A 15976-nucleotide genomic window follows, 5' to 3' on the forward strand; every position below is an offset into this window, starting at 1 on the left:
GTACAGTTTTTTTCATTACTCAACAAACTCAAATTCGAAATCGAGTAAGCGTACGGTGTCTCCGTCGCCTGCCCCTCTTTTGCGAAGCGCTTCGTCAATTCCTAAGTGACGCATTTGTCTCGCAAACCGGCGAACAGATTCATCTCGGTTAAAATCAGTCATTTTAAACAACCGTTCAATTTGAGGCCCTGATAATACATAGGCTCCGTCTGGATCTCTCGTTATACGGAAGCTTTCATCGTCTTTTTCATGTCGATAGATGACGCGTTCATCTTGAAGATCCTCTTCTTCCGTTTCAAATGTATTTTTCGGAATTTGTTCCAATGTATCCGCAATTGCATATAGAAGTTCATTTAATCCTGACTTCGTCAAAGCTGAGATTGGGAATATTCTTTGTGATGACTCGAAATGCTGTTTAAATTGTTCAAGCTGTTCTTCAGCTCCAGGCATGTCCATTTTGTTTGCAACAATAAGCTGGGTACGTTCCATCAAACGTTGATCATATTGCTCAAGCTCTTGATTAATCGTTTGATAATCGTCATAAGGATCTCTACCTTCAGTTGCGGACATATCGACCACATGAACGATTAATCGCGTGCGCTCAATGTGACGTAAAAATTGATGCCCTAGTCCGACACCTTCATGAGCACCTTCAATCAATCCTGGTAAATCCGCTATTACAAAGCTCCGATCATCTTCCGTCCGCACCATACCTAAATTAGGGTTGAGCGTCGTAAAATGATAATCGGCAATCTTAGGCTTTGCAGCACTGACGACAGATAATAGAGTCGATTTCCCAACACTTGGGAAGCCAACTAACCCAACATCCGCCAATACTTTTAGTTCAAGTTGTACATACAACTCTTCACCTGGCTCGCCATTTTCAGCAATTTCGGGAGCACGGTTTCGCGCATTACTAAAGTGGATATTTCCACGTCCACCGCGTCCGGCTTTTGCAATGACCGCGCGTTGTTTATGTTCAATTAAATCCGCAATGACTTTCCCGGTATCTGCATTTTTCACGGTCGTCCCTGGTGGCACAGGAACGACGAGCGGATCTGCGTTTTTACCGTGCATACCTTTGTTCATTCCATTTTCACCGCGGGTTGCTTTAAAATGTTTTTGATAACGAAAGTCCATTAACGTATTCAAACCTTCATCTACTTCAAAAACAACATCACCACCGCGGCCGCCGTCACCCCCGGCTGGACCACCCATCGGTTCATATTTTTCTCGTCTAAAAGCTACGATTCCATTACCACCATCGCCTGCTTTGACGAAGACTTGCACTTGATCTACAAACATTCTCTCACCTACTTATAACAATATTGAAAAACAATTTTTTGTAAATCATTTTTCGCTTCGTTTTCTGAATCATTCTGTTTATCTTTTTCCACATTTGTAATAATATAATCAATCTTAATTTCTGGTTGATACGACAGGTGAATCGATAATGAAGTATCTTCCTGGGCGATTTCTTCAACTTTATCGATCACTGTTTGAGCATCTTGGCACATAACTTGGACATAATTTCGAAGTGACTGCGACTTACCAGTTGTTTGATATTGTAAGCTGACTTCTGGGTGTTGTATTTTCCACAATAGAATTAAACGGACATACTCAGGTGCATCTAAAGACTGCAACACCCTTTCTGCATTCAGTTCACCAATGAAGCGATTCAGCTTTTCCATTGATTCCTCTTTCATATTCATACTTTGGTAGCCGTGAATTACTTGGAGTTCATTCAATAGTTTGTGCCGATATAGCTTCATCGTATTTAAAAAAGTTTCCGTATCCATTGCGATCACCCATTTGCGATTTTTCTCTATTTTAACATAAATAAAGACAATCACCTTGTCGTTCGTCGAAGTATTTTCTGATCATCGCCTGTTTGCCACAAACAACAATAATTCTTTTAGACCAAAAAAAACTGGTCCAAAAGGTTTTCTTTTGAACCAGTTCTTTATGTGTATGATTAAGCTTCTTGAACTTCTGGATGAACACTGACTTTCTTACGGTCACGTCCATAACGTTCGAATTTAACAACACCGTCAATTTTAGCAAAAAGCGTGTCATCACCACCGCGGCCAACGTTATCGCCTGGGTAAATTTTCGTACCGCGTTGACGATAAAGAATGGAACCACCAGTTACGAATTGGCCGTCTGCACGTTTCGCACCAAGACGTTTGGATTCTGAATCACGACCGTTTTTGGTACTACCAGCACCTTTTTTCTGCGCGAAAAACTGAAGATCTAAACGTAGCATGTGAAAGCACCTCCTTATTGATTAGATAACTTTATATATTCGCCATAATCATTTTCAATCGTTTGAATAGACACAACCATACCTTCAAGCAATGTTTGGGCTTTATGAAATGATTTATCATCCATTTGCGGTGATAATGTCATTTTTAAATAGCCACCTTCTGCACCTTGCTCAATTTCAGGTTCGACATTACATAATGAAATAATTGAATTGATTGTTCCGAACGATACAGCAGAGGCTGCTGCACAGACCAAATCGTGCCCATATGGACCGCTATTGGCATGTCCGGATAATTCAAAAGAGATAATTTCATTTTGATCGTTTCGTTCAACGATAACTTCTACCATTGAATTCTTCCTTACAGACTAATGTTTTTGATAGTAACTTTCGTGTAAGGTTGACGATGACCTTGTTTACGCTTGTAATTTTTCTTTGGCTTATATTTGAAAACAGTGATTTTACGTCCTTTACCCTGCTTCTCAACAGTTCCAGTAACGCTAGCGCCATCTACGAATGGAGCGCCCACTTTTGTTTCATCTCCACCAACGAAAAGTACTTTGTCAAAAGTAACTTCATCACCAGCTTCACCGACTACTTTTTCCAAGTAGACTGTTTGGCCTTCTTCAACTTTAACTTGTTTACCACCAGTTTCGATAATTGCGTACATTCTTGCACCTCCTCGTTTACTTAGACTCGCCATAAAGGTACTCATTCGCGATGAGTTTAGTAACCTTTTCTGCGCGGTTGCAGCAAATTGGTGCGACAATTTGCATAACAATAAAACATTACCATATACTAAAACAATTTGTCAATCGGTTTTCCTTCTGTTTGAAGTTTTTCTAGCAACCAATCGACATCCCCTATTTTAAATAATTTGAATGGACTTTGTAAAGAGGAATCTGCATGAATGACTAAAGAAAATGTAAACTCATGATGTTGATGTAACTTTCGTATAGCTTCCCTTACATAAACTAAGCTATTCGGTTTAACGGAAACCTCTATACACTCTACTCTTTCAGCCTGATAAGCTAAAAGCTCATCCTCTAACTGGTGAACAATAAATTCTTCTGAGCGCTGAATTACCGGTTCTTCGACTTGGAAATAATCATAAATGCTCTCACCTGTTCGCTTGGCTGTCAATTCCATTAATCCTAGTTTTGTCATGCCAACTACTTGAATCGGTAAGTTCCATTGTTGAATGGTACCTCTAAGAAGCTTCTCGATCGATTTACGGTTTTCTTTTTGTTTTAAGTTGATAAAATCAATTAAAATAATTCCAGAAATCTCTCGTAATTGCACCTCTTTTAAAGCCGATATTGCTGCCTCTTTGTTTACATCTTGAAAAAGCCGTTCACTCACTTGATGACTCCGTGAACGTGCAGTGTTTACGTCGATGACCGTCATAGCTTCTGTACGGTCAATCACCAATTCCGCTCCACTATTTAACTTTACTTTTCGAGCAGTGAATTTTTCACTTAACTGAGTCAATGAAAAAGGTCGATGTCGATAAAAAAGTGCATCAAACTGAATGCGCTCGCTTACTTGAGGAAACTTTTTGCGTAACACTCCAGCATAATTGACATCATCACAAACGATTTTATCGATAAATTCAATTTCGTTTTGTAAATGTTCGTCCCAAGAATCCTTCTGTCGAACGACAATCCCCAATTTGTGTTTCGTTTGTTGTTCAAATCGTTTCCATTTCGATCTTACATCATTGAGTGATTCAATGAGTTGCTCATCAGTCAAATGTTGTGCCGCCGTTCGGACAAGAACACCCTCATATTCACTTAGTTGTTTGCTAAGTAATGTATCAATATCGCTAGCTTTTTGTTTTGGCATTTTTGAAGAAATTTTTAATGTCGATTCATTTGGAAAAAATACAATATAGTCATTTGAAAACTCGAGTTGGTTGCTAACTGTCATTCGTTTTGTATTGGTGGCTGTTTTTTCGACCTGTAACAAAAGACGCTTTCCTTTATAAATCGATTGGGTTTGTTTTTTTAATGGCATGTAAGCCTCCTCGTTTCCAAGGTCGATAAAGGCCGCTTGAATGCGCGGATCAATATCTTGAACAACACCGATTACTAAATCACCAACACGGTAGGAGGATGCTGTTTGAAAGAAAAATTGAGTGATATTCCCGTTCGTCAATTCCAAACAATATTGTTTGTCTGACTTGACCTGTAAATATAACGTTCGCATGTACTTTTCCACCAATCATGATTTTGGGTGATCCGCCGAAAATAATAAAGATAAATAATCGTCTTCAGATAATAAGCCTTGATCTTCAATGTGTATGAAATGATAATGGTTTTTTCTGAAACGCTTCATCATTTCTTGAAGTGAAGTTTGAATTGGAAACTCCAGCTTATGAATTTTGTTGCGATTAACCGTTGGATACATGTACCTCGCAAGCATATGCTTCATCAAGTAAAGATAATGACGTTTATTTGTAAGCCAATTATCTAGCCATAGGATTGCAGATAAGACGATTAGCGGCGGACTGATCCATCCATTTATGAGCAGTATACCATTTGCAACGACAATCATAAATATCGAGAAGTTTGTCGATAAGAGGATTGAACGATGAAATGGGAGCCAGTGACTGATTATAAAGAAAAGAAATCTTCCCCCATCGAGAGGGAGAATTGGCATTAAATTAAATAGAAGCAGGATTGTATTCATCCAAATGAATTGATCGAGATAATAGTCTGGTATCGACGTAAATGATAAAAGATGGATGACACCAAAAACCCAAATGTGTTGGACCGGCCCAGCGATAGTGACCCACAACTCTTCATGCGTTGGACGGTTATAAAAATCCTTTGTTTCCATGACGCCTCCAAATGGCCAAATGACTAACCGAGTCACTTCCCATTGAAAATATTTTGCGACAGCTAAATGCCCACATTCATGAATGAATATGAGCATAAACAAAGCAGCCATCTCGATAAATAAACCGAAAAAGTAGCTGAGCAATAATAAGATTAACAATAATGGATGAACTTGAATGACTGATAATACAGAATGAATGGTTTTAATATTCATCCTTGCCCTCTAAAATTTCTTGTAATGGATTCAAGTACTCGGTTCCATCTTGGATTGCAAAATACAATGCTGATGTACCTAGCTCATCTGGTTTCACAGTTCCAATCGGTTGATTCGCGGGGATCGTTTGATAGTGAAATACCTCTATTTCATCCAATTGACCATAGATTGATTTTCGACCATCTTCGTGTTGCAACACAATCGTTCGTCCTGTATCTGGTTTGTTCCCTGCGAATAATACAGTTCCTTTTTCTAATGCATATACAGACTCTTCTGCAGAAACTTCAATATGTATACCTTTTCCTTCAGATGTGATACGTTCTTCGTCCAGTCCTGAAACAGGTATAGATAAGATGTTGCCAGATAGTTCATTCGGTTCAGCTTGATCAAATCCCAAGGAAACAAACGTACCTCCGAAATGAGTCTCATACCAGGAATGCATCGTGGCGAATGGTAAATCTTCCGTTAATGCATAATGAACTGTTTCTTTTGATTGTTTAATGATTGGTAATTCCGAGTTGTAGACGAGAAATGTAAGAAAGAAGATAAATACGGATAATAAAAACTTCGGAAACCAAGTTGATTTCAGTTGGATTGTTCCCGGATTGCTCGAATTGGATAGCCCATTTGGCTGATTTCCATATCGCTCATCATCACTTAACAACGGAGAATGATTGATACTAATTTTCGTTCCTGTTTTCATGTTCTTTCGATGAACGATATTTTTTCTTATTTCGTCTAATTTTTTGCTCATAATCATCCGTCCTTTTTTCTTTTGTACTAGCCTATTCGGACGGGCTATCAATTATGATTATGTTCATATGGAATCGTTCATAAAGTTATAAGTGGTTCGAAGGCAAATGTCAGGGAGGCTGGGACAAAATCCTTAAGGTTGCTTCAGATAAGAGCATTTTAATTTAGTGATGTAAAAATACTCGCATGTAAAAGGCCAAGTGAGTGTTTCGGAGATTTATATGGGAAGAACTAACGGCTTCTCGATTACTTTTCAAGTTATGAATCACTTTGTTTGCGTATCGAGACGGCTTCTCGATTACTTTTCAAGGTGCGAATCACTTTGTTTGCGTGTCGAGACGGCTTCTCGATTACTTTTCAAGTGTGAGTCACTTTGTTTGTGTATCGAGAAGGCTTCTCGACAGCGGGTGCAGCCATCTCCGTATAAACAAAAACTCCTTCACACAAATATAGTGAAGGAGATAAATATATCAATTTAGCTTTTCATTCCAAATATCTTTTTTACTTTGGACATAAATCCTTTTTCTTCGTCGAATGACATCAACGGAACAGATTCACCTAAAATTCTCCGAGCTATATTTCGATAGCTAATTGATGCTTTTGTATTTGGTTGGAAAGCAACAGGCTCACCATGGTGTGAAGCTTTGATTACATCTTCATCGTCTAAAATAACACCAAGTAAATCGATGGAAAGCGTCGAAACAATGTCATCTACACTTAACATATCACCACTATCAATCATGTGCTTTCGAATGCGGTTAATAATCAAATGAGGATCGTTCAAACCTTCTTTTTCCAACAGACCGACAATACGATCCGCATCCCGCACACTTGATTTCTCAGGTGTAGTTACAACGATTGCTTTATCCGCACCTGCCACCGCGTTAGAAAAGCCTTGTTCAATTCCTGCCGGACAATCGATTAATATGTAATCGTAATCAGGCTTTAATTGCTCAATCAAGTCTTTCATGGCTTCAGCAGTAATATCATTTTTATCATTGGTCTGTGCAGCAGGCAACAGGTGCATACAATCGAACCGTTTGTCTTTCACCAATGCCGTCTGCAGTTTACAATTTCCATCGATCACATCAACGATATTGAAAATGATTCTATTCTCCAACCCTAATACTACATCCAAATTACGCAAGCCTATATCTGTATCAACCAAACATACCTTTTGATCTTTTAATGCTAGCGCAGTTCCAATATTTGCAGTGGTTGTCGATTTTCCGACACCACCTTTTCCGGAAGTAATTACGATTGCTTCACCCATTCTCGATACCCCTTTCCAATCGATCGATGAGATTTGGTCGTACCTTTGGCAAGTAGTTCACTTTCTCTACTTCTATCATATCATTTTCGAGATTAATATAAGCAAACTCGCGATTCGAGCCTTCGACATCATAATCTGGAGACCGACTGATTTTATTGGCAATCCTAAGTTGACTTGGATTCATATAGGAAGCTACGATGACGCATTCCTTATTACCATTGGTACCTGCATGAGCGATCCCTCTTAGTTTCCCAAAAACATAAACATTACCGGTGGCCATCACCAACCCACCAGGATTGATATCTCCAAGAATTAAAGCGTCACCTTCTACCTGATGAACTTGTCCAGAACGAACATTTCGAATCGCAGGCCTAACAGACATATTATTGACTTGTTTCGTCACTTCATCACTTGTCAGCACATACGATTGGAATTGCTTAATACGATAGCTGCTACTATTTTCTATAATCTCACGAATATCTTCTTTCTGTTCTGCTCGCAAGTAACGATATTGACTATGTAAAATCAATTCGGTACGGTCTTCTTTATTACTGTTCTCAAGCTTTTTGTTCAGCACATTCAACAGTTGCTCAAATGAACATTCATCATCCAAATATACCGTTATGCCTTCCTGCGTTCCTTTCATCAGAACAACTTGTTTACTATCATTCAAAGAGGATCGCCCTCCAATCTTTTATCTCTCAATCTATTTTACCAAAGAATCATCGTTTCGGCTGTTCTTTCCATTTCGTTAATTTTTTTGAGAAATACGGAAAAATCATTATGAAAAATAATAGATTCATTAAGACAGTCGGCGTTAACCGTTCCATCAAGTATTCTTTGATCGGCAAATCAATAACACCAATTAAAAAATAGGTTCCATAGATTAAAAATTCGCAAACAATTAATGCGTAGAACACTAGAAGTAAAGTAACTAAAAAATTAACATGTAATAACTTCTTAAACAAGTGAACGCCATATAAGGAGACTCCATAAGCAAATAAATAAACACCTAGTAAGTCTGTATAAACTAATTCAGAAATAAAAGCAAATATAGCGCCATATAAAATTCCCGCATAACTATGTTCTTGATCATAATACAAAGTAATGATGACCGAGAAGACTAGAACCCAGTGAGGGATAAAATATAACTCCAATAAAACGTTATTCGGTAAAAGCTCTGTTGCAATACTTTCTGCTATCAATAAAACAAAAAGAATGAGAGGAAGGAATAAACCTTTCATACTATTCTTCCTCCTCATCGATCACTGGTGAATGTAAGTCCCGATCTACTACCATCAAGTGATTGATATCATATAAATTAGCGGCAGGCTTAACATAAGCGATTTTAGTCAACCCGTATTGGTCCATTTCAACACGTTCGACAGTACCAATCAATAATCCTTTCGGAAAAACGCCACCTAAGCCCGAGCTGACAATCGTCTGCCCTTCTTCGATGTCATCTTCATTCTCTAAGTCACGGAAAATCAAAGATTCCGTTTCTTCGTCGTATCCTTCGATTAAACCAAAGATCGGTTTTTCTTGATCAACCTCAACGCTGATTCTATTTTGTTCATCGAAACCACTTAGTAATTGTACGGTAGATGTTAACTGAGATACTTCAATCACTTTTCCGACCATACCTTCACCATTTGTAACGGCCATATTTCGTTTGATGCCGTGTTGCTGACCTTTATTAATGGTGACATGGTCAAACCATCTTTCAGGACTACGTGCAATTACTGTTGCTTTCACTTGGCTATAATCACTTAACGACTCTTCCATATCAGCTAACGCTTGTAAATCTTTATTTTCTCTTTTTAAATCATTTAATTGAAAAGCTTGAGCTTTAAATGATTGTAATTCTTTTTTCAAAAGCTCGTTTTGTTCATATACATCTTGCACATCGTCAATATCTTCAATGATATCTATCACCAGATTAATTGGTGTGTAAATGATATTTTGAAAAAAACCGACAGTATCCAATACAAAGTCACTAACGATGTTTGTATTAGACTCGGTCCGCATGGAGTATCCAATTAATGCGACAATGATGATTAAACCTGTTAATAAGACAATTAATTTTCTTTTTCGAAAAAACGAAGGCATAGAACTAGCACCTACTTAACTTAATGTGTTTCGTTTTGCGACATGTGGAGATCGTTTAAAATATTCAATGTGTTCCAAAGCTTTCCCAGTACCAATTACAACAGAATCTAACGGATTATCGGCGACGAATACAGGCATATTCGTTTGCTCACTAATCACTTCATCGATTTTATTCAATAATGCCCCGCCTCCGGTTAACACAATTCCATAATCCATGATATCCGCGGCTAACTCAGGTGGAGCTGTCTCTAATGTTTGTTTTATTAAATTGACAATTGCATCGACAGTTTCATGGATTGCATAGGCGACTTCATCATTACCAATGGTTATCGTTTTTGGTAAACCAGAAATAAGATCTCTACCTCGTACATCCATTTCTTCATTATTATCTAATTTCTTTGCAGATGCAAGCTCTGTCTTTAACATCTCTGCTGTCGATTCACCAATTAATAGACTATATTTTCTTCTTATATATTGAATGATTTGCTCATCCATTTCATCGCCGGCTGTTCGGATCGATGCACTCGTAACCGTTCCACCCAAAGAGATGATTGCAACTTCCGTTGTACCACCACCAATATCAACAATTAAACTACCGGTTGGTTCCCATACAGGTAACCCTGCGCCAATACCTGCTGCGAATGGCTCTGATATCGGTAATGCCTGTTTGGCGCCTGCTTGCCTCGTCGCATCTAAAACCGCACGCTCTTCAACCATAGTGATTCCTGAAGGTACACAGACGATAACATTTGGCTTCCTTGAGAAGAAGGTAGGTTTCCCTTGTGCTTTATGGATATAATATTTCATCATTTCAGCTGTCGTATCGTAATCCGCAATGACACCATCCCTCATCGGGCGAATGACTGATAATCTCCCAGGTGTTCGACCAATCATTTGTTTTGCTTCATTTCCGACCGCAATGACTTCTTTCGTATGATTATCTTGAGCAATCATGGTCGATTCGCGCAAAATAATTCCTTTTCCTTTCAAATAAACCAATGTATTGGCCGTTCCTAAGTCAATTCCAAAATCTCTCGTAAAAATCGATGTTGCCATCATGATCGTCCTTTCTTCATCCCTTTTTATTAAAGGGTACGTTCCGCTCGTATCAAACATGAATAAGCGCCTCAACAAAATGATCATTTGCTGGTAGGCGCTTAGCTATCCATTTTGTATTTATATTATACGCAATTCTAGTAAAAATAGATAGGTTAATGAGACTCATATTTCCTTGTTTTTATTGTCATTTAAATGAAAATTTTCGTACGGGAAGGAAAATAATAGAAAGGAAGATAAGATATCGTGTAGATTCATAAAATTCAATATTAAAATAAAGCGGAAAAGACGTATTGAAAAGGATTATACATATCCTTTTTCTTTCAATGAAACATATTTACGATCACCAATCACCAAGTGATCAAGGATTTCAATACCTACTAATTTTCCTGCTTCACATAATCGCTTGGTCACTTGAATATCTTCCTGAGATGGTGCGGGATTGCCAGAAGGATGGTTATGCGCGCAGATGATTGAAGCAGCAGAACGACGAACTGCCTCTCGAAAAACTTCACGTGGATGAACAATCGAAGCATTCAAGCTTCCGATAAAGATGGTTTGTCTGTGTATAACGGTGTTCTTCGTATCCAAATATAAGCATACGAAGTGTTCTTGTTTCAGGTGTCTCAATTCGTCCATGATGTAATTAGCTCCATCTTCTGGGCTCCGAATGACATACCGATCGGTCACTCTAAAGTTATGAATTCTTCGCCCAAGTTCCAAAGCAGCCAGCAAGTTTATCGCTTTCGCTTCTCCAATTCCTTTAATGGAAGTCAATTCATTAATCGTTGCATCCTTCAATAGATAAATTCCTTCAAAATGTTTTAATACTCGAATAGCTAGTGACATGGCTGAATTTCCCCTTGTGCCACTACCAATTAATATTGTCATTAATTCTTGATTAGACAACGCTTCAGGTCCAGCTTTCATCAAACGCTCACGAGGTCGATCATCTTTTGGTACATCTTTAATTAATAACGATTCGGTTTCCAAAACATTCGCTCCTTTCAAGATTACGCTTATCATTGTATCTTGCGCTTGTTGAAAATACAAAAAGCGAAAAAGCAACGAATGCATTGGAATAGATCAGTTATTATTACTTTTTAACACAAATTAATCCGTTTAAGGAAGATAAGTTCATTAAGGAAGTTCTGCGAGAAAGAACGACAAGCATAACTGCATTGTCTTTTCAGCCATAAAGTCATCGCTGGATTCATTTATTAACTGAGATAGCTGATCAGCATATGGACTCGCCTTAAACCGATTGGGCATTTCTTGTACCCATTGATGAAAATCCTCTTTAGAAAAACTACCAACCAATGCTTTCCCTTTTTCCAACCATGATTGTTCATCGTCAGACACTTGTGCCTCAACAGCAGCTAATTGCCAATCCTTTACAAGGAAATCTTCTAATCGTACAAGTCCCTTGCTTTCAAGCCAATCAATCGATTGTGATTCTTGCTCACTTGATGTGATATAACCACCAACAATATAATACTGGCCTTCCTTCTCTACATAAAACACTGGAACACCATAAGTTTGTTGAATCGAAGCCATATGCTCCTTAGCATTGTCTGTTGATGAAAAAATACCGTATTGAATCAGTTGGAATTGTTGACCGCCCATCGTGAAATTTGAATTTCCTTCTGCTTCATCTGAATCATCGTCATTCGTTACGTTTGAAACAGGTTGTCCTCCTGATTCTGCAGGATCATCAGCGGTATAATCTGAAAAGAAATACATTAAACCAGCCCCAAATACAAGTCCAAGTACAATAGCAAATAAGATAGGTTTCAGCCACTTCGATAGTTCCACATTTTGAAGAGGAGGCTTTTTCTTTTGCTTCGGCGTGAGAAAATGTTCCAGATCATGCTTTTTTTGCTGATCATCGTAATCGTCGGATTTTGTTATGGCTACTCTAACTTTTCTTTCTTCTTCCATGCTCTCTACCACCTTTGTTACTAGTAATTCTCATCCTAGCACAAGCCTATGAAAAAATAAGTGGAATTTTGTCTATTGAATAGCAAAGAATTTCGACATAATTATTAATGAAGGTAGACGTAAAGTAACTGATGACAGCTCGTCGCTCAAGTACGGAAGGCACACGATTTCTCTTCACTTCCGTTGTTGAGAACGTCTATCGAGTACGGAAGGCACGTATTTTCTCGCGCTTCCGTTGTTGAGAACGTCTCTCGAGCACGGAAGGCAGCCAATTTCCCGCGCTTCCGTTGTTGACAGCGTTTCTCGAGCACGGAAGGCAGCCAATTTCTTGCGCTTCCGTTGTTGACAGCGTCTATCGAGCATGGAAGGCTACCGATTTCTCGCGCTTCCGTTGTTGAGAACATCTCTCGAGTACTGAGAGCATCACATAAAAAAATCCGTACGATGACTGACTTTCTGACTCATCATACGGATTTTTCATTCTGTTCATTAGCTTATTAAACAATCGATGCCACTTTGTTTTTCCCGCTTCGTTTGGCACCAACATACATCGCACGATCTGCCTGACGAATCAATTCATTTGGAGAATCACAGTGATCTGGATAAGTAGCAACACCTAAACTTGCTGTTATTGGTATCGCCACCGGTTGACCATCCTCAATATGTTTCATTAACACAAAAGGCTTGGAAGAGATGAGGTAACGAATTTCTTCAGCCAATCCATAAATCTCTTCATGCTTCATCCCCTTGACCAAAATGGTGAATTCTTCCCCACCATATCTAGCGACAATCCCCCGATCACTAATGAAATCTTCTAACCGCCTAGCGAGATCTACCAACACTTCGTTACCCGCTTCATGTCCATATGTATCATTTACGGATTTAAAGGAATCTAAATCGATAATGATAATGGAGAGGTTCTCATCGATCTCTTTCGCTTGCAAGTCAAGTGCATATTGCTCAATATGATCCGTTAGATAACGATAATTGTATAAATTCGTCAACTGATCGTGCAGGCTTTTTCGCCTTTCTTGCTCATAGTGTCTCGCATTTTCTATCGCGACAGACAAAAAGTTTGCTAGAATTTTCATTAGCATTAAATGATAGTCCTGATAAGCACGTCTGCTTCTGTCACCGATGACCAACACACCAACGACCTGTTCATTTCGAATGATTGGTACGCCTAGTACACTCTGTACATCATCGGGTAAGCTATTCTGGGTAAATTGGTCTAACTGAGCACGTGTATTAAACATGATTGCCTTTTTTTGTCCATGGACCTTCCCAATAAATCCACTGTTAATCGCCATCACTTCTTCTGGATGCTTAACAGTCTGTTGATCTTTAACAAACCGTATCAGGGTCAACGTTTGACTGGCATTAGAAACATCGTAAATGTAAATAAAGCTTGCTGGAAGTAGTTTACACACTTCATCAACAAACGAATCCAACACATTCTTAACGTTTAATTTCTTCGATAATTCTTGTCCAATGTCACTTGTTCTTCGTAAATAATGATTCACTCGACGTCCATTATAATAAAGACTAATAGCAATCGATAAGAGAATGAATGGAATCCCTACGAAATAAATCGCAGCAATTTTCAAATCGATATAAAGTAAATAAAGCACTAGCCCTAAAGGAAAAACAATTAACGTAAGAAAAATATCAGCTAATAAAGACTTTCCTATTTTCATATGTTTTTGTTCATAAAAGAATATATTTAAGATGACTAATAAAATTTGATTTAAAATCAATCCTGTTACAATGTATCCGACTAATGCAATACTTTCAGTAGTCGTATTTAATTCAAGCACCCCATGTTCGCCGCCGAGCCAATAATAGACAGCAGCAGAGCCGATTGATGTAATTAACATCATCAATGAGTTACTGGCAATCCGAAATGTTTCATCTTTACTGATTCGAAGCTTATAGATCAATGTCAGTATAGCGAGCTGAGTTAAAATAATCTCTGCAAATAAACCAAAATATAAAAAAGCTGCAAAACTAATTCCGTTTGCGACAAAAATGGAAATTGTACCGACTTGAATAGGAAAATAGGAAACTGCACACATAATTAAAGCAAATGATATTAAGTCTGCCCATTCCCCAGTATACGTTGGCTCAAATGTTGTATATACATAAAAAATGGAAGTTGGAAATACAACCAACCATATGAGCCATATTACAAGCTGTTTTTTCTTTGACATGGAGGCTTCCCTTCTCCCTACTTATGTTGTAAAACGTAAGCTCTCACTTGAGAAACAAAGTAAAGCGAACCCGTTACGATAAGTATATTGCCGTTCGAATCATTTTCAATGAATTGATCGATGACTGTTTTCCAATCTTTTTGTACATGTGTATGACTTTTCTGGAAATTTTGATATAGTTCATTGTACTCATAGCTTGTTGAAAAGTCAAACGGTGTTAACGTAATTTTTGGAAAGTTTTGTTTAAGGTAATTAACCATTTCATCGATTGGTTTATTTTTTATAACTGATAACAAAACGCTAACTCTTTCTGATGCCCACTGACTATTAATAGCAGTTACTAATTGTTTCACTGCTTCGAAATTATGTGCGCCATCTAGAATAATTTTTGGTTGATTATGGATGATCTCTAGGCGGCCAGGCCATTGTGATTGAAGTAGGCCCTTTTTTATTTCTTCATCGAATAACTTAAATTTTTCACTTTTGCTAATTAACATTAGCGCAAACATAGATAGTGTAGCGTTTTCAATTTGATGCTGTCCTTTCATCCTTAGCTCCAAATCACGCAAACACTTATCCTCCGATAGAAAGTCAAATGACTCTCCCCAACCTGAATAATCATTTACTTCGTAATGATAATCGCTTCCTAATTGATAGAATGGAGCGTTGTGTAGCTTGGCTTTTGATGCGATGACATCAAGAGCTTCAGGCTGGTCGACATTCGTTACAATTGGTATTCCTTGTTTGATGATGCCTGCCTTTTCATAAGAGATCTTTTCAATTGTGTCTCCGAGTATATTCATATGATCCATTCCTATGGATGTAATTAACGAAAGAATAGGTGTAATAACATTCGTAGAATCCAATCGACCACCGAGGCCAACTTCCATAATTCCAAAATCAATAGTTTCTTTCTGAAAGTGCATTAAAGCGATAACGGTAATAATTTCAAATTCTGTTGGTGAACCTAATTCTGTTTCACCTATTTGCTCACAAATTGGCTTAACCTGCTCAACATAGCTCGCTAATTGATTTTGATCAATCGGATAACCATTAATCGAAATACGTTCTTCAAATTTTTCAATATAAGGTGAAGTAAAAGTCCCTATTTTAAACCCATGCCGTTGAAGAAGATTACGCAAATAGGTCACAGTAGAACCTTTACCATTCGTTCCGCCTACATGAATAAGTTTCAATTCTTTCTCAGGATGACCTAACCGTGCTAACAATAGGTGAACTCGATCCAACCCTGGTCTAATTCCGAATTTTAATTGTTGATGAATCCATTCGATTGCTTCGTTTCCATTCACATTGTTC

Annotated in this window: 17 protein-coding genes and 1 other annotated feature; all 17 genes read right to left on the reverse strand. The window is 38.1% G+C overall.

The annotated features are described in order from the left end of the window. Nucleotides 1-15 precede the first annotated feature (15 nt). The 17 genes from obgE to FPQ13_RS01870 all read right to left on the reverse strand — a co-directional run bounded on the left by obgE (nucleotide 16) and on the right by FPQ13_RS01870 (nucleotide 15969). Nucleotides 16-1305 carry a GTPase ObgE gene (gene obgE, locus FPQ13_RS01790; protein ID WP_144087583.1) on the reverse strand — a complete coding sequence of 430 codons (1290 nt, stop codon included), beginning with the start codon at nucleotides 1303-1305 and terminating at the stop codon, nucleotides 16-18. A gap of 8 nt (nucleotides 1306-1313) precedes the next feature. After that, complete coding sequence (locus FPQ13_RS01795) at nucleotides 1314-1799, reverse strand: Spo0B domain-containing protein (protein ID WP_144087584.1); 486 nt, start codon at nucleotides 1797-1799, stop codon at nucleotides 1314-1316. Between the two features lie 176 nt (nucleotides 1800-1975). Then, nucleotides 1976-2266 (reverse strand): 50S ribosomal protein L27, encoded by a 291-nt coding sequence (gene rpmA / locus FPQ13_RS01800; protein ID WP_144087585.1) that lies wholly within the window; start codon nucleotides 2264-2266, stop codon nucleotides 1976-1978. A 14-nt stretch (nucleotides 2267-2280) separates the two neighbouring features. Beyond that, nucleotides 2281-2613: a ribosomal-processing cysteine protease Prp gene (locus tag FPQ13_RS01805; RefSeq protein ID WP_144087586.1), complete on the reverse strand. Its 333-nt coding sequence runs from the start codon at nucleotides 2611-2613 to the stop codon at nucleotides 2281-2283. An 11-nt stretch (nucleotides 2614-2624) separates the two neighbouring features. Next, on the reverse strand, nucleotides 2625-2933 hold the full coding sequence (gene rplU / locus FPQ13_RS01810) for a 50S ribosomal protein L21 (RefSeq protein WP_144087587.1): 309 nt from the start codon (nucleotides 2931-2933) through the stop codon (nucleotides 2625-2627). Nucleotides 2934-2945: 12 nt separating this feature from the next. Further along, nucleotides 2946-3022 (reverse strand) — a sequence feature (ribosomal protein L21 leader region). A 39-nt stretch (nucleotides 3023-3061) separates the two neighbouring features. Continuing rightward, the gene (locus FPQ13_RS01815; protein WP_144087588.1) at nucleotides 3062-4471 is read right to left on the reverse strand and encodes a ribonuclease E/G; all 1410 of its coding nucleotides are present in this window, start codon (nucleotides 4469-4471) and stop codon (nucleotides 3062-3064) included. A gap of 15 nt (nucleotides 4472-4486) precedes the next feature. Continuing rightward, nucleotides 4487-5317, reverse strand: a complete 831-nt coding sequence (locus FPQ13_RS01820; RefSeq protein WP_144087589.1) for a site-2 protease family protein — start codon at nucleotides 5315-5317, stop codon at nucleotides 4487-4489. After that, nucleotides 5307-6071, reverse strand: coding sequence for a M23 family metallopeptidase (locus tag FPQ13_RS01825; RefSeq protein WP_186279511.1), 765 nt, complete (start codon nucleotides 6069-6071; stop codon nucleotides 5307-5309). The genes FPQ13_RS01820 and FPQ13_RS01825 overlap by 11 nt, the downstream gene beginning before the upstream one ends. Nucleotides 6072-6545: 474 nt before the next feature. Beyond that, a complete protein-coding gene (gene minD, locus FPQ13_RS01830) occupies nucleotides 6546-7343 on the reverse strand; it encodes a septum site-determining protein MinD (protein WP_144087591.1) in 798 nt (265 codons plus the stop codon). After that, a complete protein-coding gene (gene minC / locus FPQ13_RS01835) occupies nucleotides 7336-8016 on the reverse strand; it encodes a septum site-determining protein MinC (RefSeq protein ID WP_144087592.1) in 681 nt (226 codons plus the stop codon). Before minC ends, minD begins: the two co-directional genes overlap by 8 nt. A 49-nt stretch (nucleotides 8017-8065) precedes the next feature. Next, nucleotides 8066-8587 (reverse strand): rod shape-determining protein MreD, encoded by a 522-nt coding sequence (mreD, locus tag FPQ13_RS01840; protein ID WP_186279512.1) that lies wholly within the window; start codon nucleotides 8585-8587, stop codon nucleotides 8066-8068. A 1-nt stretch (nucleotide 8588) separates the two neighbouring features. Continuing rightward, nucleotides 8589-9452 (reverse strand): rod shape-determining protein MreC, encoded by an 864-nt coding sequence (gene mreC, locus FPQ13_RS01845; RefSeq protein WP_144087594.1) that lies wholly within the window; start codon nucleotides 9450-9452, stop codon nucleotides 8589-8591. Between the two features lie 15 nt (nucleotides 9453-9467). Then, nucleotides 9468-10508, reverse strand: a complete 1041-nt coding sequence (locus FPQ13_RS01850) for a rod shape-determining protein (protein WP_144087595.1) — start codon at nucleotides 10506-10508, stop codon at nucleotides 9468-9470. A gap of 303 nt (nucleotides 10509-10811) precedes the next feature. Beyond that, nucleotides 10812-11501, reverse strand: coding sequence for a RadC family protein (radC, locus tag FPQ13_RS01855; RefSeq protein WP_281281181.1), 690 nt, complete (start codon nucleotides 11499-11501; stop codon nucleotides 10812-10814). 147 nt (nucleotides 11502-11648) lie between these two features. Beyond that, nucleotides 11649-12449, reverse strand: coding sequence for a hypothetical protein (locus tag FPQ13_RS01860; protein WP_144087597.1), 801 nt, complete (start codon nucleotides 12447-12449; stop codon nucleotides 11649-11651). A gap of 497 nt (nucleotides 12450-12946) precedes the next feature. Continuing rightward, nucleotides 12947-14659 carry a sensor domain-containing diguanylate cyclase gene (locus tag FPQ13_RS01865; protein WP_144087598.1) on the reverse strand — a complete coding sequence of 571 codons (1713 nt, stop codon included), beginning with the start codon at nucleotides 14657-14659 and terminating at the stop codon, nucleotides 12947-12949. 17 nt (nucleotides 14660-14676) lie between these two features. Then, nucleotides 14677-15969, reverse strand: a complete 1293-nt coding sequence (locus FPQ13_RS01870) for a bifunctional folylpolyglutamate synthase/dihydrofolate synthase (RefSeq protein ID WP_186279513.1) — start codon at nucleotides 15967-15969, stop codon at nucleotides 14677-14679. Nucleotides 15970-15976 lie beyond the last annotated feature (7 nt).

Source organism: Allobacillus salarius (assembly GCF_007559425.1).
GTDB lineage: Bacteria > Bacillota > Bacilli > Bacillales > Alkalibacillaceae > Allobacillus > Allobacillus salarius.